At 59.0% G+C, this 22,127-nt stretch carries 19 protein-coding genes; 12 read left to right on the forward strand and 7 right to left on the reverse strand.

Annotated elements, in window-relative coordinates:
- Position 1 precedes the first annotated feature (1 nt).
- Genes CLV87_RS02655 through CLV87_RS02670 form a run of 4 tightly spaced genes read left to right on the forward strand, consistent with a single transcriptional unit; the run spans position 2 to position 3,474 of the window.
- Positions 2–1,972 (forward strand): nitric oxide reductase activation protein NorD, encoded by a 1,971-nt coding sequence (locus CLV87_RS02655; RefSeq protein WP_099243591.1) that lies wholly within the window; start codon positions 2–4, stop codon positions 1,970–1,972.
- Positions 1,969–2,523, forward strand: a complete 555-nt coding sequence (locus CLV87_RS02660) for a cytochrome c oxidase subunit 3 (RefSeq protein ID WP_099243589.1) — start codon at positions 1,969–1,971, stop codon at positions 2,521–2,523. Before CLV87_RS02655 ends, CLV87_RS02660 begins: the two co-directional genes overlap by 4 nt.
- 9 nt (positions 2,524–2,532) lie before the next feature.
- Entirely contained in the window at positions 2,533–2,778 is a 246-nt protein-coding gene (locus tag CLV87_RS02665; RefSeq protein WP_099243587.1) for a cytochrome C oxidase subunit IV family protein, read from the forward strand.
- A 15-nt stretch (positions 2,779–2,793) separates the two neighbouring features.
- A complete protein-coding gene (locus tag CLV87_RS02670) occupies positions 2,794–3,474 on the forward strand; it encodes an NnrU family protein (protein ID WP_099243585.1) in 681 nt (226 codons plus the stop codon).
- 105 nt (positions 3,475–3,579) lie between these two features.
- Here CLV87_RS02670 and CLV87_RS02675 read toward each other — a convergent pair whose 3' ends face one another.
- From CLV87_RS02675 to CLV87_RS02690, 4 genes are all read right to left on the reverse strand, one after another.
- Positions 3,580–4,143, reverse strand: a complete 564-nt coding sequence (locus CLV87_RS02675) for a DUF4202 domain-containing protein (RefSeq protein ID WP_099243583.1) — start codon at positions 4,141–4,143, stop codon at positions 3,580–3,582.
- An 18-nt stretch (positions 4,144–4,161) separates the two neighbouring features.
- Complete coding sequence (locus CLV87_RS02680) at positions 4,162–4,860, reverse strand: Crp/Fnr family transcriptional regulator (protein ID WP_099243581.1); 699 nt, start codon at positions 4,858–4,860, stop codon at positions 4,162–4,164.
- A gap of 111 nt (positions 4,861–4,971) precedes the next feature.
- The gene (gene glpK, locus CLV87_RS02685) at positions 4,972–6,456 is read right to left on the reverse strand and encodes a glycerol kinase GlpK (RefSeq protein ID WP_099243579.1); all 1,485 of its coding nucleotides are present in this window, start codon (positions 6,454–6,456) and stop codon (positions 4,972–4,974) included.
- A gap of 102 nt (positions 6,457–6,558) precedes the next feature.
- Positions 6,559–7,161, reverse strand: coding sequence for a response regulator (locus CLV87_RS02690; RefSeq protein ID WP_099243577.1), 603 nt, complete (start codon positions 7,159–7,161; stop codon positions 6,559–6,561).
- A gap of 238 nt (positions 7,162–7,399) precedes the next feature.
- On the opposite strand from CLV87_RS02690, the gene CLV87_RS02695 reads away from it, so the two are divergent.
- From CLV87_RS02695 to CLV87_RS02705, 3 genes are read left to right on the forward strand one after another with little or no spacing between them, the layout of a single operon-like run.
- Positions 7,400–7,909 carry a molybdopterin-dependent oxidoreductase gene (locus CLV87_RS02695; RefSeq protein WP_099243575.1) on the forward strand — a complete coding sequence of 170 codons (510 nt, stop codon included), beginning with the start codon at positions 7,400–7,402 and terminating at the stop codon, positions 7,907–7,909.
- Between the two features lie 45 nt (positions 7,910–7,954).
- Entirely contained in the window at positions 7,955–10,576 is a 2,622-nt protein-coding gene (locus tag CLV87_RS02700; RefSeq protein ID WP_133840671.1) for a PAS domain-containing hybrid sensor histidine kinase/response regulator, read from the forward strand.
- Positions 10,577–10,624: 48 nt separating this feature from the next.
- Positions 10,625–12,139, forward strand: a complete 1,515-nt coding sequence (locus tag CLV87_RS02705; protein ID WP_099243571.1) for a malonate--CoA ligase — start codon at positions 10,625–10,627, stop codon at positions 12,137–12,139.
- Between the two features lie 427 nt (positions 12,140–12,566).
- Here the strand turns inward: CLV87_RS02705 and tsaA are convergent, their stop codons facing one another.
- From tsaA to glpD, 3 genes are all read right to left on the reverse strand, one after another.
- Entirely contained in the window at positions 12,567–13,037 is a 471-nt protein-coding gene (gene tsaA / locus CLV87_RS02710; RefSeq protein WP_099243569.1) for a tRNA (N6-threonylcarbamoyladenosine(37)-N6)-methyltransferase TrmO, read from the reverse strand.
- 17 nt (positions 13,038–13,054) lie between these two features.
- The gene (locus CLV87_RS02715) at positions 13,055–13,903 is read right to left on the reverse strand and encodes an SMP-30/gluconolactonase/LRE family protein (protein ID WP_099243567.1); all 849 of its coding nucleotides are present in this window, start codon (positions 13,901–13,903) and stop codon (positions 13,055–13,057) included.
- Between the two features lie 71 nt (positions 13,904–13,974).
- Entirely contained in the window at positions 13,975–15,561 is a 1,587-nt protein-coding gene (glpD, locus tag CLV87_RS02720; RefSeq protein ID WP_099244854.1) for a glycerol-3-phosphate dehydrogenase, read from the reverse strand.
- A gap of 217 nt (positions 15,562–15,778) precedes the next feature.
- On the opposite strand from glpD, the gene CLV87_RS02725 reads away from it, so the two are divergent.
- The 5 genes from CLV87_RS02725 to CLV87_RS02745 all read left to right on the forward strand — a co-directional run bounded on the left by CLV87_RS02725 (position 15,779) and on the right by CLV87_RS02745 (position 22,127).
- Positions 15,779–16,363 (forward strand): ANTAR domain-containing response regulator, encoded by a 585-nt coding sequence (locus CLV87_RS02725; protein ID WP_099244852.1) that lies wholly within the window; start codon positions 15,779–15,781, stop codon positions 16,361–16,363.
- Positions 16,360–17,538, forward strand: a complete 1,179-nt coding sequence (locus CLV87_RS02730) for an ABC transporter substrate-binding protein (protein WP_099243565.1) — start codon at positions 16,360–16,362, stop codon at positions 17,536–17,538. Before CLV87_RS02725 ends, CLV87_RS02730 begins: the two co-directional genes overlap by 4 nt.
- Before the next feature lie 266 nt (positions 17,539–17,804).
- Positions 17,805–19,172: a CmpA/NrtA family ABC transporter substrate-binding protein gene (locus CLV87_RS02735; protein ID WP_099244850.1), complete on the forward strand. Its 1,368-nt coding sequence runs from the start codon at positions 17,805–17,807 to the stop codon at positions 19,170–19,172.
- Between the two features lie 169 nt (positions 19,173–19,341).
- The gene (locus tag CLV87_RS02740) at positions 19,342–20,424 is read left to right on the forward strand and encodes an ABC transporter permease (protein WP_099243563.1); all 1,083 of its coding nucleotides are present in this window, start codon (positions 19,342–19,344) and stop codon (positions 20,422–20,424) included.
- Between the two features lie 5 nt (positions 20,425–20,429).
- Positions 20,430–22,127, forward strand: a complete 1,698-nt coding sequence (locus CLV87_RS02745) for an ABC transporter ATP-binding protein (RefSeq protein ID WP_099244847.1) — start codon at positions 20,430–20,432, stop codon at positions 22,125–22,127.

Below are 22,127 nucleotides of genomic sequence, written 5' to 3' on the forward strand. Positions count from 1 at the left end.
GGTGAGCACGATCGAAATTGAGCCATGGGAACCCGAAGAAACCGTCGGGAAGCTGTGGCACAATTATGCCAGTCGTCTGGACGCACCTGTCGTCCACGAAGGAGCCCGCGTCGACCTTACCGAGGTCGGCGGGCGACTGGCAGTCTTATTCCGGGGTTTGGGCGGCGATCCGTCGGTCGAACTTAAACCAGTTGGTGATGAGGTGTCTCATCACCGTCTGTCCCTGCGCCGCAAATTGGGCACCTGGGCCGAGGCCGTGCCGCGCGCCAGCTATGACGGGTTTGCCCTGCGCATGCCCGAAAGCCTCGCGGTGTTCCCGGCGCGCGAGGCAAACGCGGCGCTTTATCTGTGGCTGGCCGCTGCAGCGGCTGGGGCGGCGCAGGTTGAGTGCCTCAGCGAAGAAGACGACCCACTGCGCGCCGATATGGCGGGGCTTGGGGCCGCAATGCAGGTGATTGATAAGGCGCTGGACATCGCACCGGGCTATCGCAAACTTTATGCTGATCTGCGAGAAGCGACTTTGTTGCTGCGCCGCACGCCAACCCTGCCTCCGGCAGAGGCTGCGGTTGAGGCGATTATCTGTCATCTGCTGGGGTCCGATGCGCCGCTGAATGACCGAGCGAAGGATATGTTGACTGCAATCCGGGCTGGCGAACTGTCCGACTGGCGCGCCCCGCGCGGCTACCTGCCCTTCCGCCCCATCGCCATCTGGCCCGATCTGCGCCCGGCTGACCGCTCGGAATCCATGACCGTGGACAACCCAGAAACCGATGGGGAGACCGAACAAGGCGACACCGAAGAGGGCCGTGCCCGCAAAGCCCGTCGTCGCAAGGCCGATCAGGTCGAACGCCCCGACAGTTTCATTCTGCACAAGTTCGAAGCCATCCTGAGCTGGGCCGAGTTCATGAACATCAACCGCCGGGTTGAAGATGACGAAAACGACGACGCCAAAAAGGCGGCGGATGATCAGGAAGAGATCGGGTTGGGGCAGATCAAACAGGCTCCGGCGACACGGTTAAAACTGCACCTCGATCTCGCCCCCGAAGACGTGGATCGCGAGATGTTATCGGCGGTCACCACCTATCCCGAATGGGATTGCCGCACCGGGACCTATCTGCGCAATCACTGTCGCGTTCTTGCCTCAAAGGCCGAGCCGGGCGATGTGGATGTCTTTACGCAGGACCCGAGGGCGCAGGCCCGTATCCGCGCCGTGCGCCGTCAGTTCGAAGCGCTGCGCCCCGGTCGCATCTCGACCCATGGCCATCCGGATGGAGATGAGCTGAACACCGAACGCGCTGTGCGCGCCCATGTGGATTTCATCGCCACCGGGGTCTCGGATGATCGCGTCTGGAACCAGACCCGCGCCGAAAAACGCGATCTGGCAGTGTCGATCCTGCTGGATGTCTCGCGCTCAACCGAAAGCGCGATCCCCGGACATGGCCATGATGGTCGCCGAGTGATTGATGTGGAACGCGAAGCCTTGGCGGCTTTTGCCTGGGGGCTGGATGCCTGCGGCGATGATTTTGCCATCAACGCCTTTAGCTCGCTGAAACGCGACCGGGTTTATGTGCAAGAGGCCAAAGGCTTTGACGAGCAGATGAGCAGACAGGTCGAGGGTCGGATTGGTGCGCTGCAACCGGGGTTCTACACCCGGCTAGGGGCGGCGATGCGCCATGTCTCCAAGGATCTCAGCAATCAGCCGCGCAAACGTCGTCTGCTGCTGGTGATTACCGATGGCAAGCCCAACGACCTCGACCATTACGAAGGCCGCCACGGCATCGAAGACAGCCGCAAGGCGGTGCAAGAGGCGCGCCGCGCCGGCCACGCAGTCTATGGCATTGCCGTGGATCGCGATGGCAAAAGCTGGTTCCCGCGCATCTTTGGCAAATCGGGCTATTCGCTGATCCCCGACCCGGACAAGCTTCTTGTCGCCCTGCCCCGCATCTATCGCGAGCTTGTGGGGGCGGGATGAGCGAGCAAACCGCACCGCAGGGCATCGACGCCCTGCCCGGTGATCTGATGATGTGGGTTCTGATTGTCTCGGAGCTGTTGGTTTTCGGGGCTGGATTGGCGGCCTTCATGGCGGTGCGGGTCACGGACCCTGTCGGCTTTGCCGAGGCGCAAGGCCATCTCAACGCCACCGCCGCCGGGATCAACACCGTGGTTCTGGTCACCTCGGGTTGGTTTGCCGCACTGGCCCTGCGTTGTAGTGAGACCGGCCAAATTGGCCGGGCGCGGGGTTTGCTGGGTGCTGCCATGGTGTTGGGCCTGGTGTTTCTGGTGGTCAAATGGCTGGAATACGTCGCGAAATCGGAATTGGGGATCACCTTTGAAACCCATGATTTCTTTCTGTTCTATTACATGCTGACGGGTTTTCACGCCATGCATGTCATCGCTGGGATTGTCATTCTCGCCCTCGTTGCCTGGAAAATCAGCCCCCGCAATACCGAGGTTGGGGCCGCGTTTTGGCATATGGTTGATCTGGTTTGGGTGCTGCTCTTTCCGATCATTTACCTGCTTTAGGTGTCTGCCATGCCTGTTACCCAAGCCTGGCTGTCTCTTATCGCGCTGTCGCTCGGCTCCACCCTGCTGGCGCTGTTCGGAGCAAGCGGCATTTGGGCTGCTTTGGCGATGCTCGCCTTGGCCTGGATCAAAGCGCAGCTCATCTTGCGGGTCTATCTGAACCTGCAAAGCGCGCCCGGCTGGGGGCGCGGATTTGCCCTTGTTCTGGCGATCTATATGAGTGTTATCATGGGCTTGGCCGTGCTGGCCGGGTAAAAACAGGAGACCGCCATGGAATGGATTGAATTCGCCGTTGCGATGCTGCTTTTCATGGGGTCACACCGGGTTCCAGCCGCACTTGGCGTCAAGGATGTGTTGGTGACCCGGCTTGGCACAATGGGCTACACGGCGCTGTTTTCATTGGGCTCGACCTTGCTGTTGCTCTGGGTGATCTGGGCGGCCGGGCGCGCGCCTTTTGTGCCGCTTTGGGACCAATCTGCGGCGTCGCGTTGGGCGGTCAATCTGGTGATGCCCGTCGTCATCTTGCTCGCAAGTTTTGGCGTCGCCGCGCCCAACCCCTTTGCCTTTGAGGGACGCAGAAGCGGCTTTGACCCTGACCATCCCGGCATTGTCGGGCTGACCCGACAGCCCTTGCTTTGGGCCCTGGCCCTGTGGTCGGGGGTGCATCTTTGGGCGAACGGAGATCTGGCCCATGTCATTCTGTTTGGTACTTTCGCGGCGTTTTCCGTGCTGGGCATGGGCCTGGTCGAGCGCCGCCGTGCGCGGATAATTGGGGCGGATTGGGGCCGTTTGTCTGCGCGCACCTCGCTGATGCCTTTTGCAGCCCTGATATCGGGCAAATGGCGGCCGCGTTCCTTGCCGTCATGGTTGCGTTTGACAATTGCGATCCTGGCCTGGGCGGCGGTGTTTCACCTGCATGAAGCGGTGATCGGGGTTCTGCCGGTGCCGTGAGACTGGGTCGGGCGTGAGGGGCGCTGCCCCTCTTGGTCGCGAGGCGACCAATTCACCCCGGGATATTTTTGGCCCAAAGAAACGCAGGCAGCCTTTGATAGCAGTTCAGTCTCGGAACATGGCTGCAAAAGGTTCCGGAAGGTCGAACTCCTGCAAGGCACGGGCGCGGCCGTCAACCGACATTTTCGCCGCCGTGCGTTCAACAATACGGGGCAACGCTTCGGGTTTTTGTGTGTCGGCGAAGGGCGAGAAATACCATTTCAGAAAGGTGAAACAGATCACATCCTCGAGCGCCTGCACCTCATCGTCGCGCTTGATGCCTTCTTTGCGCAGCAAGACACCGACGCGCTCTTGTGCCGTCTCGTCATAACCGGCCTCGGCCATGATCCCGGCGACGCGTTCGCCGTGGCGGCGCCCCTGTTCCTTACGCCAAGCGAAGTAACCGGCGCGGCCTTCGGGATAGTCTTTGCGCGGTAATTTCCAGCGTTCCACATGTTGGCCGCGGCTGGCGATTTTCAACACATCCGAGGCATCAGGAAACAGGCGATCGAGCTCAGAGCTCATGCGTTCGCCATAAAGACGCGCGGCGGGCTCGCCATCCTCCAATGTTGGATCAGCCGCATTGGCCGCATCAATCAACGCGATGGCTTTGTTCAGATCTCCGGCCATATCAGCCCCCTTGTTTTCTTAGCGGCCCCAGGCATTTGCCGGGTCTTCCTCGGCATAGGCGCGCAATTGTTCGACGTCCGAGATTTCCGCCTTGTTCTGTTTGATCTTGACCCCATGCGCCTTGAGCGCGCCAAAGGCGCGGCTGAGGCTTTCGGGTTTCATACCCAGACGCCCGGCAATCAGCACCTTGTCATAGGGCAGGACAACTTCGCAGCTGCCCATCTCGCATTTGGACAGCTCTAGCAGGAATTCCGCCACGCGCTGTGCGCCAGTACGCGCCTTGAGCGCTTCGACCTGGCCGACCAGACTGTGCAAATGGGCAAAGGTGGCCGACAGGATCGACACGGCCATTTCCGGGTTGGAGCGGATCATATGCAGGAAATGGTCGGCCTCGATGCGCGCTACGCGGCAATTGGTGACCGCCTCGGCAGAGACCGGATAGGTGTCATGGCGAAAGGCCACCGCCTCGCCAAAGCTGCGGCCTTTGGTAAAGACGCCAACCACCGCCTCGGACCCATTGCGGGCAATGCGGTAGAGTTTCACCCAGCCATCCAGCACGATATAGATCGCGCTTGCCCGCTCCCCTTGCAGGAACACCGTGGCCCCTCGATCAAATTCGCGGGCCTGGGCGCGCTGTAACAACAGCTCCCGCGCCTCTGGCGACATGCCTTCGATCAACAGCGATGAGGCGGCGATTTCAAGATCTTCTGGTTTCATGGACACGGATTATTGGCGGGCCGATAAGGCATTGCTATTTGCCCTTTTTGTATTGCTGATTGAGCCCGCCATGTCGAGGGCGTGGCCCGCCAAATCCGTGAATTGCCAGGATCAAAAGGCCTGTGCGGCGCTAACGGCACGTTTCCACGCGCCATATTTGCGATCACGGGTCTCGGCCTCCATCTGGGGTTGAAACCGGTTTTCCAGCGCCCAGGTTTTGGCGAACCCGGCTTGGTCCGGATAGATCCCAGCCCGTTGTCCCGCCAGCCAGGCCGCGCCCATTGCGGTGGTTTCCAAGACCTCGGGGCGATCAACCGGCGCGTCCAGAATATCGGAGAGGAATTGCATTGCCCAATCCGACGCGCTCATCCCGCCATCAACCCGAAGGGCCGTATCCCCAGACGTGCCCCAATCGGCCTGCATAGCCTCCAATAGATCGCGTGTCTGGTAGCCGACGCTTTCCAGCGCCGCGCGAGCAAACTCTTCGGGGCGCGAACCGCGGGTCAGGCCAAACACTGCGCCGCGACATTCCGCGTTCCAATAGGGCGCGCCCAGCCCGGTAAAGGCCGGGACAAGGATCACATCCTGATTGTCATCCGCCTGTTCAGCCAGGGCCTGCGTTTCTGGGGCGGAGTTGATTATCTGCAACCCATCACGCAACCATTGCACCACCGCACCGGCAATAAAGATCGAGCCTTCGAGCGCATAAGTCGGTTTGCCATCAAGCTGATAGGCGATGGTGGTCAGCAGGCGATTTTTAGACGCAACCGGTGTGTCGCCGGTATTGAGCAGCGCAAAACAGCCCGTGCCATAGGTGGATTTCAGCATACCCGGTTCGAAACAGGCCTGCCCGATTGTAGCTGCCTGTTGATCACCCGCCACGCCCAGAATGGGCAGTTCGGCCCCCAGCAATTCGGCTTTGGCCGTACCAAAATCAGCCGCGCAGTCGAGCACCTCGGGCAGCATCTGCATCGGGATTTTCAACAGCTCGCAAATCTGCGACGACCATTGGCCAGAGCGGATATCGTAGAGCAAGGTGCGCGCCGCATTGGTGGCGTCGGTCACATGACGGTCACCGCCTGTCAGGTGCCAGATCAGCCAGCTATCCACGGTGCCAAAGGCCAGTTCGCCTGCTTCGGCACGCGCACGCGCCCCATCAACATTGTCCAGGATCCAGGCCAGCTTGGTGCCGCTGAAATAGGGATCAAGCAAAAGGCCGGTGGTCTCGGTGACCATTGCCTCATGCCCAGCCGCCTTGAGGCTTTGACACATGTCAGAGGTGCGGCGATCCTGCCAGACGATGGCGTTGTGGATGGGTTCACCGGTGGCGCGATCCCAAACAACGGTGGTCTCGCGCTGATTGGTGATGCCGATGGCTGAAATGTCGTTGGCCGCGATCCCGGCCTGAGCGATGGCCGCTTTACAGGTGGCCAGGGTGGTGGTCCACAGGTCCATGCAATCATGCTCAACCCAGCCAGAATCCGGGAAATGCTGGGTGAATTCCTCTTGCGCGCTTGCGGTGATCTTGAGATCGCCATCAAAGACAATCGCCCGGCTGGACGTCGTCCCCTGATCAATGGCCAGAACAAAGCCCATTTTCCCCTCCACTTTCGTCAGTTTTCGAAATTTTTCGAAAACTAGCCCAATTCGAACAAGGAGGCCATAGAAAAGCGCGCGGTTTTCCGTTCTGAGATACGTTTAGGCCAGCCCTTTGTCACGGGCGATCATGGCCACATGGGTACGATTGCGCGCGCCCAGTTTGCGGCTCAGGGTTTTGACATGCAGCTTGACCGTCACCTCTTGCAGATCAAGGTCACGGGCGATTTCCTTGTTCGCTTTGGCCTCGCATATGCCGCGCAACACGTCCAATTCGCGCCGTGTCAGCATCCCGGCCTCATCGCTGGGCTTTTGCTGCATGAATTCGACGGGGGCATAGACCTCACCCGCGGCCATGAAACGGGCCGCGGTCAGCAGCGATTTCGCGCTTAGCGTCTTGGGAATAAAACCTTGTGCCCCAGCCTGAAGCGCCGCATCCGCCACCTCGCGCGAGGCGCTGCCGGAGATGATGGCCACTGGCCGCCCCTCATTGGCTTCTTTCATGCGGGCGAGCCCTTCAAGCCCATTCATGCCCGGCATATTGTAATCCAACAGAACCAAATCAAAACTGCCGCCGCTGACAGCCGCCTCAACCGCATCATCCAAGGTGGAGACTGTGACGACCTCATCCCCTTCATTTCCGGTCAAATAGGCGGCGATGGTATCGCGGACCAGATCATGGTCATCTGCTAACAGAATGCGCATTCGGTTCATTCCACTTCAGGCCTTTTGGCCACTTATTGTTATACTCTCACGAGAAGGTTAACATTGGTTATGCCCGTTTGGGACGCTGTTGCCGCTTACATGCCAGACCGTCACGTTCCATGCCCTAGCCTGCCACCCTATACGAAAGAGAGCAACAGGTATCCGCCTGCACCTATCAACATTAAAGAGCCACTGACCACACTTGCGGCCACCTATTCTTGGTGGAAAGTACCTAAATATGATTCGTTTTTTGCGCAGCTGCTTTGTTTTCCTTGTTTTCTTTGGTGGCGTGCAGGCACAAGCAGATGAAATGCCCATCCCGACCGGTCCTGTTATCCTACAGATGTCCGGCGAGATTTCGCGCCACAATAACGAAGATTTGGCCGAATTCGATCTGGAAATGCTACAGGCCCTGCCCCGCACCGAATTGCGCACCACCACGATCTGGACAGATGGGATGCAGGAATTTGTCGGCGTCGAATTGGGCGACCTGCTTGACTATATCGGCGCGAATGGAACGGTTATCGACGCCTGGGCCATCAACGACTATTACGCCGAAATACCGCTGACGGATGCGGTTCCCGGCTCGGCCCTGATTGCCTATCAGCGCAACGGAAAACCCATGTCCGTGCGCGACAAGGGGCCTTTGTGGATCATTTACCCCTATGATCACTCCTCGGATTTTCGCACCGAAGTCTATTTTTCCCGCAGTGTCTGGCAGTTGAACCGGTTGGAGGTTCTTCGCTAAGGTCGCGGAGACCAAACAAAGAAACAAGCCAGACAGGATCCCCCGGTGAGCACATGGGCCGATAGCGACACAGGCGAAACCGGCAAGATGCGGCGCGGTTTGACCGCCGTCATCGTCATTTTGTTCATCACGATCATTCTGCTTTTGGTGATGGATGTGCGCCGGCAGTTGGAACGTCTGGCCTATGCCACATCAGACAATGTGCAATGGTTCCTGGCGCAGAGCGAATCCGAAGCCTTGTCGCTGGAACTCGCGGCGCAAAAAGCGCTCAATTCAGAAACCCCTGATCTGGCCAATCTGAAAACCCGTTTCGATATTTTCTACAGCCGGGTGGACACGCTGCAAAGCGGGCCGACCTTTGCCCCCCTGCGCGAAAAGGAACGCATTCGACAGAACATCCTCTATATCGGCAAGTTTTTGACGAAATGGGTGGCGATTATCGATGCGCAGGATGGCAGTTTTGAAAACTCGCTCGAGGAATTTGCCCGCGATGCTTCGCTTGCGCGTACCGCCAATCGTCAGATCGCCCTGTCCGGGATCAAGGTCTTTTCCGAAATCCGCGACGCCCAGCGCGCCAGCATTTCGCAAACGCTGACCCGTATCGCCATTCTGACCATCGCCTTGGTCACGGTTCTGATCATCGTGGTGCTTGCCATGTTCCGTCTGGCCCAAATCCGCGAACAGGATGCCCAGACCAATCTGGAAATCAGCGAGCGGATGGAGGCGATCATCGCCACCTCGCTGGATGCCATCGTCGTGACCAATCGCGATGGTGAAATCGTTGAATATAACGGCGCGGCCGAGCGGATGTTTGGCTATCCGCGCGATGTTGCCTTGTCGCAAAACTTTGTCGACCTGATCCTGCCAGAGCCCTTGCGAGAGAATCTTTGGACTCAATTGATGCAGTTCAAGGCCGCCAACCAGCAAAACCTGGGCACCCTGTCGAGCTTGGTCAATCTCGACAATGTCAAACTCGAGGCGCAGCATCAGGACGGTCAGGCGTTCCCAATCGAGCTGGCCCTGGCGCGCACCCATAGCCGCGATGGTGAAATCTTTGTTGGCTTTATTCGCGATATTTCCACCCGTTTGCGCGCCGAAGAGGCCATGCGCGATGCCCGAGACCGCGCCATTGCCGGGGAAAAGCACAAGGCCGACCTGCTTGCCGTCATGAGCCACGAGATGCGCACGCCGCTTAATGGTATGTTGGGCACGATGGAGCTGTTCGAGCCGGACAAGATGAATGACGAACACCGTCATTACCTTGGCGTTATGCAGAAATCCGGCCAGATCCTGCTGCGCCATGTGAATGACGTTCTGGATGTCTCGCGCTTGGATGCGGGTAAGATGAACCTGCGCCACGAGGCCTTTGATCTGGTCGAACTGCTTGAGGAATTGATCGAGGGCCAAAATGGCCGCGCCAAGGCTCGTGGCAATATGTTGACCCTGTCCCCCATGCACCCTGCCCTGCACGAGGTTCATGGTGATCCGGATCGGTTGCGGCAGATCCTGCTCAATCTCTTGGGCAATGCCATCAAGTTCACCGAGAATGGCGAGATCACCATCGAGGCCGATTGCCAGAACGGCCTGGACGAGGTCGAAATCCGCGTGATCGATACTGGGCTTGGCATCTCGCAAGAGGATCTGGACCGGGTGTTTGGCGATTTTGTCACCATCGACAGCTCTTATGCCCGCTCAAATACCGGCACCGGCCTTGGTCTTGGAATTTCGCATCGGTTGGTCACAGCCTTGGGCGGTGACATGGGCGCTGAAAGCGAATTGGGCGAAGGCAGCGTGTTCTGGCTGCGCCTCTCGCTGGCCTATGACGCGGAAAAGATGGAAAAGCAGCCGATTGCGGATGTGGCTGGCGACGCAGGCGCAGGCTTTGATCCTGAAGCCGAACAAAACACTGCCCTGCCCGCGCCCATGCAGGTGCTTTTGGTCGAGGACAACCCCGTCAACCGCATGGTGGCGCGCAAATTGCTGGAACGGGACGGCCATACCGTCACCGAGGCCGAAGACGGTTTGATCGGTGTTGAAAAGGCCCTGCAAGGCGAGTTTGACGTGATCCTGATGGATATTTCGATGCCCGGCATGGACGGGCTGACCGCCACCGGCGAAATCCGCAAACAGGATCAGGACACACCGATCATTGCCACCACCGCCCATGCCCTGCCGACCGAGGCCGCGCGCTTCATTGGGGCGGGCATGAATGCCGTGCTGATCAAGCCGATGACCAAAACCGCACTGCGCCAAGCCCTTCTCAATTGCCGCGCCGGGCAGAAATTCACCCTCAGCGACCTGAACTTCGACCAATCCCTGTTGAACACAACCGTGTTGGACGAATTTCTGGACGAAATCCCAAAGGCACAAGTACGCAACCTGTTGACCAAGTTCACCGAAGAGATGACCGCCTTTCTTGCCGATCTGCCCCCGCATAAGAAACGTCTGGATGCTTTTGCCGCCGAGGCCCACCGCATGGCGGGCTCAGCGGGCGTTTTCGGGGCCAATCGGTTGAATATCCTGTTGCGCACCTGTCAGGAAGAGGCGCTCAAAGGCAGCCGGTCCCTGCCGCCTTATGTCGAACAGCTCCCGGATACCTGGGCCGCGACATATGCGGAATTTGAGAAACTTGGCCTTGTTTCTGCGCCCGCAGAGGGTAAACCCTGACGCCGGTTTGCCGATGTGAACACTTGGCAGAGGAACGGAGGACGCGACATGGCCAATCTTTTGCATGACAGCCTGCTGGGCAAACAAGCCAACAATCCCGCGCCGTTTCTGCATCTGCCTGAAGGGGGCCGGATCAGCTATGCTGAGTTCGCCAAACGGGCTGCGCAATTTGCCCAGGCTCTGCGGGATAAAGGCATCAGAACCGGGGACCGTGTCGCCATCCAGGTACAAAAATCCCCCGATGCGCTGGCGCTGATCTTTGGCTGTATCCAGGCCGGGGTTATCTTTTTGCCGCTGAACACTGGCTACACAGCGGATGAAGTGTCTTACTTTGTCGAAAACAGCGGCGCGCGTCTGTTGGTTTGTGATCCAAACACGCGCGACAGCCTGACTCCAGTGGCCCAAGCCGCAGGTGCGATGATCAGCGATCTTGGCACGGGCGGCGATCTGACAAATGCCGCGGCGGCCTGTTCAGGCGATTTTGCCACCGAACCGCGCGCGGGCGATGACATTGCCGCCTTTCTCTATACCTCCGGCACAACGGGCCGGTCCAAAGGCGCGATGCTGAGCCAGAACAACCTTCTCTCTAACGCGTTGATGCTGGTGGATCACTGGCACTTCACATCTGAGGATGTGCTGCTGCACGCCTTGCCGATCTTTCACACGCATGGGCTGTTCGTGGCGACAAATGTCCTTCTAGCCGCCGGGGCTTCGATGGTCTTCTTCCCCAAGCTCGACGCCGATGCGCTGATTGATCACATGCCCAACGCGACAAGCCTGATGGGCGTGCCGACCTTTTACACCCGCCTACTCGACAATCCGCGTTTTGATCAGGCGCTCTGCGCAAAAATGCGGTTGTTCATCTCGGGTTCGGCCCCCTTGCTGGCGGAAACGCACCGTCAGTTTCAGGCGCGCAGCGGCCACCGCATTCTAGAACGCTATGGCATGACCGAAACCAATATGAACACCTCAAACCCCTATACCGGCAACCGCCGCGCAGGCACTGTTGGCCTGCCTTTGCCGGGGGTTGAGATCAAGGTCTGCGATAGTGCCGGTCAGGAACTGCCGCGCGGCGAGATTGGCGTGCTCGAAGTGCGCGGGCCGAACGTGTTCCAGGGCTATTGGCAAATGCCCGAGAAAACCGCCGAAGAGCTGCGCCCGGATGGGTTCTTTATCACCGGGGATTTGGCGCAGCAGGGCGAAGATGGCTATGTCACCATCGTTGGACGCAACAAGGATCTGATCATTTCGGGCGGCTATAACATCTATCCCAAAGAGATCGAGACCCTGCTTGATGATCAACCCGGGGTTCTGGAAAGCGCTGTGATTGGCGTGCCCCATCCCGATTTTGGCGAAAGCCCGGTGGGGATATTGGTGGCGCAAAAGGGCGAGGCCCCGGATCTGAGTGCCATTGAAACCGCCATTGCCGGGTCTTTGGCACGGTTCAAACATCCCAAACGCCTGATCCTGGTAGATGAATTGCCGCGCAACACAATGGGCAAGGTGCAAAAGGCCCTGCTGCGGCAGGACTATGCGGATTTGTTTTTGCCAATCACAGGTTAGATAGAAAACCTCTTGAAGTGCATTGCCCACCAGAGGGTCGCACCCCATCCCGAGGGCGGCAATCAGTTTGGTCCAACACTAGGCCTAGTCACCTGAAACTTAAGTACTTGCCATACAGATATAGTTCCCGGATCGCCTGCGATCCGGTTCGCGCCCGACCCCGCCCCCCAGGGCGGGCGCGAATTCGTTTCAACGTTTCTTATGGTTGCACGGTTCTTTGATGCCGGAACCCGATTGCCAAGCTAATTCGCGCCCACCCTCGGTGCCGGGCGCGAACCTGTGTGGTGGCTATTTATCAATGTAGCGGATTTCGGTTCTAGGTGACTGGAACTAGCGTTCCAGTATAGTTTTTCACTCAAGTAATCGCGCCCGCCTTGGGGGCGCGAACCGGCTCGCCTGCAATCCGGGATTTGCCTCCAAAAGCGACCTACTTATCCGGCGCTTGCACGCTATAGCCGCAGCGATCCGGCTTGATATCCAACAGCGGCGTGCCATCCAGACAATCCAGCCCACGCACCGTCAAAACCGCCCCATCAACCGCCACGAGCTCAACCAAAGACGTGCCGATCGGATTGGGCCGCACGGGCGAGCGCAGGGCAAATGTGCCGCGCGTTTTGCCATCAGATTTCGGGCTTTGCGTCAGCAGATCGCGGCGCGATTGGTGCAGCCAATACAGAATCTCAAGCCGTTTTCCCGGTTCAAGCCCCTGCAAAGCCGGAACAAAGCGCGCCTCAACCTCAATCCGGCACTCCGGCCCATCAAACCGCCCCTGACGCGGACAGTCATCGCGGGTTTTGAACGGGGTGCGGATCACGCCGATGAATTGAACATGCGCGTCCGGCGCGACTTCGGCATCCAGAACAGTCTCTCCGGGACGTGGGGCGTATTTGTCTGTCACGACGCGGCGTGCTCCTGCTAAAGCAGGACCTGATGTTCCTGCTGACCTTGAGCAGCAGTTTGCACGGCAAAGACCTGCCCACGCAAGGGATCTTCGTCGCCTAGACCCGTCGCTGCCGAGGTGGCAAACAAGGTGCCCAGCTCTGGCCCGCCAAAGGCCGGGCAGCTGATCTGTGTCGCCGGATACGGCACCGCCTCAACGAACGTACCCGCCGGATCATAACACGCCACCCGCGACGCGCCCCATTGGGCGTTCCAGAAATTGCCCGCCGCATCGATTACGGCGCCATCTGGGGCGACGCCCTCGGCATTCAGGTCCAGCCAAGTCTCAGCCTCGCCGAACGGCCAGCCATCCGCGTCCAGCGCCACGCGCTTGATCAGCTTGGTGGGCGTGTCGGTGAAATAGGCGTGTTTGCCATCGGGAGCAAAACAGATAGCGTTGGAAATACTGATCTCGCCAAACAGCTTGCGCAGCTCACCCTTGTAAAAGCGATAGATCGCGCCGGCACCGGGCTCTGCATTATAGCCCATGGTGCCAATCCAAAAGCCGCCCAGCGGATCGGCCCGCCCGTCATTCGACCGGGTCACCGGATTGTCGGCCTCAAGATCAACCAGATGGGTTTGCGCCTCACTTTCGAGGTCAAACACAAACAAATCGCGTTCCGAGGCGATCAAAAGCCGGGTCTCATCCACCCAGCCCGCCGCCGACACCGCGCGGTCAAACTGCCAGACCCGTTCCTGCCCATCCTTGTTCTGATAGAGGCGATGTTCGAGAATATCGAACCAGAACAAACAGTTGAGCTTTGGGTGCCAAAGCGGGCCTTCGCCCAGCGTGCATTGGGTCTGAGACAGGATCGTTGCGGACATGGGCGGACTGCTCCGTGTGAGACGTTTGCGCCAACTTTTACGGGAGCATCAGCAGAGGTAAACCCCCGCCCCTAAGCCGCATCCACTGCGTGACGGTTTTGCATCCAATCCTCAAGTGTCGCAACCTGATCCGTACTCAGATGCAGCCCCAGCTTGCCGCGCCGCCAGATGATGTCTTCGGCGCGGGTGGCATATTCACGCTCCATCAGCCAAATCACCTCGGCCTCGCTCAGCCCTGCGCCAAAATCGCGCCCCAGATCTTCGGATTTGCGCGCATTGCCCAGAATGTCCGTAACTTCGGTGCCATAGGCGCGAAACAGGCGTTGCGCCGATTTGGGCGTGAGGAAGGGATAGCTGTCTTGCAGCATAGCGATGCGCGCATCGACCTCCGCCACCGGGAAATCACCGCCGGGCAAAGGCACGCCTGCGGTCCAATCACCCTCCATCCCGTCGAAATAGGGAACAAGCTTGGCCAGAGAGTTTTCCGCCAAACGGCGATAGGTTGTGATCTTGCCACCAAAGACATGCAGCACCGGCGCGCCGCCTGTGTCATCAACCTTGAGCACATAGTCCCTCGTTGCCGCCGTGGCGCTGGAGGCCCCGTCATCATAAAGCGGGCGCACCCCGGAATAGGTCCAGACCACATCCTCGGCGCTGAGATCACGGGTGAGGTAGTTATTGGCAAAATTCAGCAGGTAATCGCGTTCATCATCGGTGCAGCGTGGCTTTTCACCCAGCTCCGCATGTTCCGCATCCGTGGTACCGATCAGGGTGAAATCCTGCTCATAGGGAATGGCAAAGATGATCCGACCATCTTCGCCCTGGAAGAAGTAGCACTTGTCGTGATCATAAAGCTTCTTGGTCACGATATGGCTGCCACGCACCAGACGAACACCCTCGCGCGAATTCAGGCGCAGGGTTTCCTGCAAGACCTGCCCAACCCAAGGCCCGCCAGCATTGACCAGCGCGCGGGCGCGGTGCGTACGGGTCTCGCCGCTGCGTTGATCTGTAGTTTCGATCACCCAGATCCCCTCGTCGCGTCGGGCCGATGTGACCTTGGTTTGCACCAAAATCTCGGCCCCGCGCGCCTCGGCGTCACGGGCGTTCAGTACGACCAGACGCGCATCCTGCACCCAGCAATCGGAATATTCGTATGCCAGTTCAAACCGATCCTCAATCGGCGCGCCCTCGGCGCTGCCTTTCAGGGACAGGGTCTTGGTCCCCGGCAGGATCTTACGCCCGCCCAGATGGTCATACATGAACAGGCCCAAGCGGATCAGCCAGGCCGGGCGCCGCCCCTTCATCCAAGGCATAAAGGTGGTCAGCAACCGCGATGTTGGCGTGTCTGAATCAAAGCGCATTTCCTTGTGATAAGGCAGCACAAAGCGCATGGGCCAGCTGATATGAGGCATGGCGCGCAGCAGGGTTTCGCGCTCAATCAACGCCTCGCGCACCAGCCGCACCTTAAAGAATTCCAGATAGCGCAATCCACCATGGAACAGCTTGGTCGAGGCCGACGATGTCGCCCAGGCCAGATCATTCATTTCGGCCAAGGTCACCGACATGCCCCGCCCCGCCGCATCACGCGCGATGCCGACACCGTTGATGCCCCCGCCGATGACGAACAGGTCTGAAATCTTGTCTTGCGCAGCGCTCATTGCGGCCTCCATTGGCTTACCTGCGTCAAATGCCACAAACTTCGCAAAATAGAAAGTCAAAATGTTCGCTTTTGCGCGCAATCACGCAGAAGCGAACATTCCATTTCCGCTCATTATTTGGGCGATTGATCGCAAACTGTGCAAGTGCAGCAAAAAGCATCGCAATACGCTGCACCGCAGCTTTACTTCCCGTGCCGAGGCAGGTTCCAACCGTTTCATGTCGAGCCAGCTATCCATTGTCGTGGTCGAAGCCGACCGCGAGCGCGCCTTTCAAATCGTTGATTCCCTGCGCGACGCCGGAGAGTTCGAAATCCATGTGATTTCCGAACCCACCGGCCTTGCCCGCCAGATCCAACGCCATGACCCCGATATTGTCCTGATTGATGTGGAAAACCCGTCGCGGGACACACTTGAGGAACTGACGTTGGCCTCGGGCCCACAGGATCGCGCTGTGGCCATGTTTGTCGATCGCAGCGAAGACGGGCTGTCTGCAGCCGCCATCGAGGCCGGGGTCTCGGCCTATGTGGTTGGCGGTATGATGCCCGAACGGGTGACCCCGATTGTCGAGGCCGCCATCGCCCGCTTCCGCCTGTTCCAACGTATGCGCACCGAACTTGAGGAAACCAAACGCGCGCTTGAGGAGCGCAAGGTCATCGACCGCGCCAAGGGCATGATCATGAAAGCCCGCGGTGTCACCGAAGACGAGGCCTATGCGCTGCTGCGCAGAACCGCGATGGACCAAAACAAACGTATGGCCGATGTGGCTCAGGCCCTTGTTACGGCAGCGGGGCTGCTCTCATGAAGACCCATGTGCTGCCTGTTGGTTACATCCCCCTCGTGGATGCTGCCCCGCTGATCGTCGCCCAGGAAATGGGGTTTGCCGCCCAAGAGGGGCTGGTGCTGGATCTCAAACGCGCGCCGTCCTGGTCTGGTCTGCGCGACATGCTGGCCTTTGGCCAGGTGGATGCGGCGCATATGCTCTCGCCGATCCCGGTCGCCTCGGCCCTTGGGCTTGGCAGTGCCGGGGTGCATTTTGACGCCATCATGGTGCTGTCGATCAATGGTAATGTGATTGGTGTCGGCAAAGAGCTGGCGCATCAGTTGCAAGATCAGGGGCATGACTTCTCGTTCAATGACCCGACCAAGGCCGGCCGTGCGCTGATCGCCGCCGCCAAATCGCGTCTGCGTATTGGCGTGCCTTTCCCTTTCTCCATGCATGCTGAGCTGCTTTATTATTGGTTAACCGCCCTCGGCCTGCCTGCACCGCAAAATGTCGACATCCGCACCATCCCCCCCGCCCTCATGGCGGACGCGTTGAAAGCGGGTGAAGTGGATGCGTTCTGTGTCGGCGAACCTTGGGGGTCGATTTCTGTCGATCACAGCGAAGGCGCGCTTTTGCTACCCGGTGCCGCGATCTGGAAACGCGCCCCGGAAAAGGTCTTGGCTGTGCGCAGCGATTGGGTGCAATCGGACCCGGCGATCGCACATCGCCTGATCCGCGCCATCTGGCGGGCCTGTGCCTGGCTTGCCGCGCCCGGTTCGCGCATGTTGGCCTCAGAACTTTTGTCGCGCGGTGGCTATCTCAACCTGCCGACCGAGATCATGGACCGCGCCCTGACCGGCACGCTGACCGTAACCCCGCAAGGGTTGCAGCGTCACTGCGCCAATTTCCTCGAATTCCACGACGGCAGCGCAAATTTCCCGTGGCGCAGTCAGGCGCAGTGGATCGCTGGCCAACTGGCCGCCCGCACCGGCTTGGATCGCGTTCAGGCCATGGATGCTGCCAGCACGGTGTTTCGCGCCGATCTGTTCCGCCAGGCCCTGCGCCAGACAACCGCAAACCTGCCCGGTGCCTCAGCCAAGATCGAAGGCGGAAACACGGAATCGGCCACCGTCGCCGGAGAGAGTGGCAGCCTGATTCTCCCCTCAGACAGCTTCTTTGATGGCCAAATTTTTGACCCATCCCAGCCTGCGTGACTAAAAAATAGGCAACAAGCCTGACCTAGACGCTGCATTGCAGCAAATCTAAGGAGAATCTTTGCCAATCCCGCGCCGTCTGGCGCAACATGAATTCAGGTCAGCAACGGAGCTGCCCCTTCCGAATTCCCCAGAACCTTCTGGGATATCCAGAGCAAAGCCGCTCGACAGTTGCCATCCTCCCTTAGGCAACCTGTCGGCGGCTTTTGTTGTTTCGGACCAGACCCTGGCCCCGGGACGCATATATGAAAAAGGAACTGATCCTGATGAAAAAGCTGTTTTTCGCACTTGCGGCGACAACTGCCCTGACAACCCCGGCCCTGGCCGAGATGCTGGACCTGGAAAAGGACGAGCTGACCTTTGGTTTCATCAAACTGACCGACATGGCTCCGCTGGCCGTTGCTTATGAGCAGGGCTTTTTTGACGATGAAGGCCTGTTCGTCACGCTCGAAGCACAAGCCAACTGGAAAGTACTTCTGGATGGTGTGATCGATGGCACTTTGGACGGCGCGCATATGCTGGCCGGTCAGCCGCTGGCGGCCACAATCGGCTACGGCACCGAAGCGCATATCATCACCCCCTTCTCCATGGACCTGAACGGCAACGGCATCACCCTGTCCAACGATGTTTGGGAAATGATCAAGCCGGGCCTGCCCAAAGACGATGATGGCAAGATCATTCACCCGATCTCCGCCAGCCACCTCAAGCCGGTGATCGAAAGCTACCAGGCCAAGGGCAAGCCCTTCAACATGGGCATGGTTTTCCCGGTTTCCACCCATAACTACGAACTGCGCTACTGGCTCGCCGCCGGTGGTATCAACCCTGGCTATTACAGTCCGGAAAACGTAACCGGCCAGATCAACGCCGAAGCGTTCCTGTCCGTGACACCTCCACCGCAAATGCCAGCCACTTTGGAAGCGGGCACAATCGACGGTTACTGCGTGGGTGAACCCTGGAACCAGCAGGCCGTATTCAAAGGCATCGGCGTTCCTGTGATCACCGATTATGAGCTCTGGAAGAACAACCCGGAAAAAGTCTTTGGCATCACCGCCGAATTCGCCGAAGAGAACCCAAACACCACCCTGGCTGTGGTCAAGGCTCTGATCCGCGCCGCGCAGTGGCTGGATGAAAACGACAACGCCAACCGCCCCGAAGCGGTCGAAATCCTGAGCCGTCCAAACTATGTGGGTGCCGATTACGACGTGATCGCCAACTCCATGACCGGCACCTTTGAATATGAAAAAGGTGACAAGCGCGACGTTCCGGATTTCAACGTGTTCTTCCGCTATAACGCGACTTACCCGTTCTACTCTGATGCTGTCTGGTACCTGACCCAGATGCGTCGCTGGGGCCAGATCCCAGAGGCCAAGCCTGACAGCTGGTATGATGAAGTCGCCAAGTCGGTTTACAAGCCTGAGATCTATCTCGAAGCCGCCAAACTCCTCGTCGAAGAGGGCCTGGTCAACGAGGCAGATTTCCCTTGGGACAGCGATGGTTACAAGGATCCGACCCCAGCGGCCGATATCATCGACGGTATCGCCTATGACGGCAAGGCCCCCAATGCCTATCTCGACAGCCTGCCCATTGGTCTGAAAGCAGACCAGCGTGTGATTGGCTCCGATATCGAGGGTTAACCTTCTCTCCCTGCCGGTGTTCTGCTCATCCCGAGACCACCCCAGAGCACCGGCCTTCTTTTTAGCTCCCTACGGGACGGTGGGTGGGGCGCGGTTTGCCCCGCAAACCAGCGTCACCCCCGTCCCGGTCATTCAGGCCCCCATCTAGGCCAAACTTCAGGACAGACCTATGACTGCCACCGACCCAGATAGCCTTAATATCGACGCCGAGCGCGAAGCGCGCCGCGCCCGTATTTTCACCCGCATCAACGCCGCCGACAAATGGTTCCAGGTTCTTGGCCTGGCCTGGATCACCCCGATCCTCAAAGCCGCTGCTGGTGACAATCCCAAGGCCCAGATGAAAGACATCTGGACCTTGCTGGGCGTTCCCGTCCTTTCCATTACCGCCTTTCTGATGCTTTGGGCCACCCTGGCCCCGCAGGTGCAAACCTCACTCGGTGCGATCCCCGGACCAGCCCAAGTTTGGACCGAAGCGGTCAACCTGCACGAAGACGCCGTTGCCAAGGCCGAAAAGAAAGCCGCCCATGAAGAACGCGTCGCCAAGCGCAATGAGCGCCTGATTGCCCAAGGCAAGGCTGACAAGGTCAAGGACATCCCCTTTACCGGCGCGCCCAGCTATTACCAGCAGATCTGGACCTCGATCAAAACCGTGTTCTTTGGTTTCCTGATCGCCTCGGTTGTCGCCATCCCGCTCGGCATTCTGGCCGGCCTCTCAGCTTCGGCCAATGCCGCGATCAACCCGCTGGTGCAGATCTTCAAACCGGTGTCGCCCCTAGCTTGGCTGCCCATCGTGACCATGATCGTCTCGGCCACCTATGCCAATGACGGCTTCTTTGCCAAATCCTTCCTGGTCTCCGCCATCACCGTCACCCTGTGTTCGCTCTGGCCAACCCTGATCAACACGGCGCTGGGTGTGGCATCCATCGACAAAGACCTGGTCTCGGTCTCCAAAGTTCTGAAAATGAACACCTGGACCAAGATCACCAAGCTGGTTCTGCCCTCTGCCCTGCCACTGATCTTCACCGGTCTGCGCCTGAGCCTCGGTGTCGGCTGGATGGTTCTCATCGCCGCTGAAATGCTGGCGCAAAACCCCGGTCTCGGCAAATTCGTCTGGGATGAATTCCAGAACGGCTCCAGCCAATCGCTCGCCAAGATCATCGTTGCGGTTCTGACCATCGGCATCATCGGCTTCCTGCTTGATCGCGTGATGTATGCCCTGCAGTCGCTCTTCACCTTCTCCAACAACCGGTGATCGACATGAGCAGCACAAACAGCATTCTCAAGTTCGAAAACGTCAACAAAGGCTTCGGTGAGGGTATTCACCGCACCGAAGTCCTCAAAGACATCAATCTCGACATCGAAGAAGGCGAATTCCTCGTGATCCTCGGCTTCTCCGGCACCGGCAAGACCACGCTGGTCAATCTGATGGCCGGGCTCGATCAGCCCTCCTCCGGCTCGGTGACCTTCAAGGGTAAGCCGATCAAAGACCCCAGCCCCGAACGTGGCGTGATTTTTCAATCCTACTCGCTGATGCCTTGGCTGACGGTGAACGGCAATGTTCAGCTGGCGCTGGACTCGGTCTTTCCCAAAATGTCAAAGGCCGAGAAAGAAGAGAAAACCGCCCATTACGTCAAAATGGTCGGCCTGTCCCACGCCACCAACCGCCGCCCAGCGGAACTCTCTGGCGGGATGCGCCAGCGCGTGAACGTGGCCCGCGCCCTGGCGATGGACCCAGAGATGCTGCTCCTGGACGAGCCGCTCTCAGCGCTTGATGCCCTCACCCGCGCCAATCTGGCCGATGAGATCGTCAATATCTGGGATGAAAGCAAAAAGACCTGCGTCTTGATCACCAATGATGTGGACGAGGCCATTCTGGTCGGTGACCGCATCATTGCGCTCAACCCCGATGGAACACTTGGCTCCGAGTTCAAGGTCAACATCCCGCGCCCGCGTGATCGCAGCGCCATGAACAATGACGAGGCGTTCAAAAAACTGCGCGCCGAGGTCACGGGTTACCTCATGGATGTCGGTATCAAGGGAAAGGTCGAAGGCTCCAAGATCCTGCCGGATGTCACCCCGATCCACGGCGTGCCGTCGGCAATCGCCGAAGCTCAGAAAGGCATGATCGAGGAACGTTTCCTCGACTTCAGCCAGTTGCACAAGATCTATCCAACGCCCAAAGGCCCGCTGACCGTGGTCGAGGATTTTGACCTCAAGATCAACAAGGGCGAATTCATCTCGCTGATCGGCCATTCGGGTTGCGGTAAATCCACTGTTCTGACCATGGCCGCCGGCCTGAATGAAATCTCCAAGGGTGCGATCAAACTGGATGGCCGCCATGTTGAGGGCGCGGACCCGGAACGCGCAGTTGTGTTCCAATCCCCCAACCTCTTCCCCTGGCTCAGCGCCCGTGAAAACTGCGCCATTGGCGTGGACAAGGTCTATCCCAAGGCGTCGCAGGCGGAACGTCAGGATGTGGTGGAATACTATCTGGAACGCGTGGGTCTGGCCGATGCCATGGACCGCCCGGCGCATTCCATGTCCAACGGGATGAAGCAACGCGTCGGCATCGCCCGCGCCTTTGCTCTGTCACCGAAATTGCTGCTGCTGGACGAACCTTTCGGCATGCTCGACAGCCTGACCCGCTGGGAGCTGCAAGAGGTTCTGATGGAAGTCTGGGACCGTACCAAGGTCACCGCAATCTGCGTGACCCATGACGTGGACGAAGCCATTCTTTTGGCGGATCGCGTGGTCATGATGACCAACGGCCCGCAGGCGACCATCGGCAAGATCACCGATGTGGATCTGCCCCGTCCGCGCACCCGCAAGGCTCTGCTGGAACATCCCGATTACTACACCTACCGCCAGGAAGTGCTCGATTTCCTTGAGGAATATGAACATGGCGCAAAACCGAAACCCAAGGCGGCCCCGGCCAAAGCCATCGCTGCGGAGTAA

This window comes from Pelagimonas phthalicica, assembly GCF_004364805.1.
Classification (GTDB): Bacteria; Pseudomonadota; Alphaproteobacteria; order Rhodobacterales; family Rhodobacteraceae; genus Pelagimonas; species Pelagimonas phthalicica.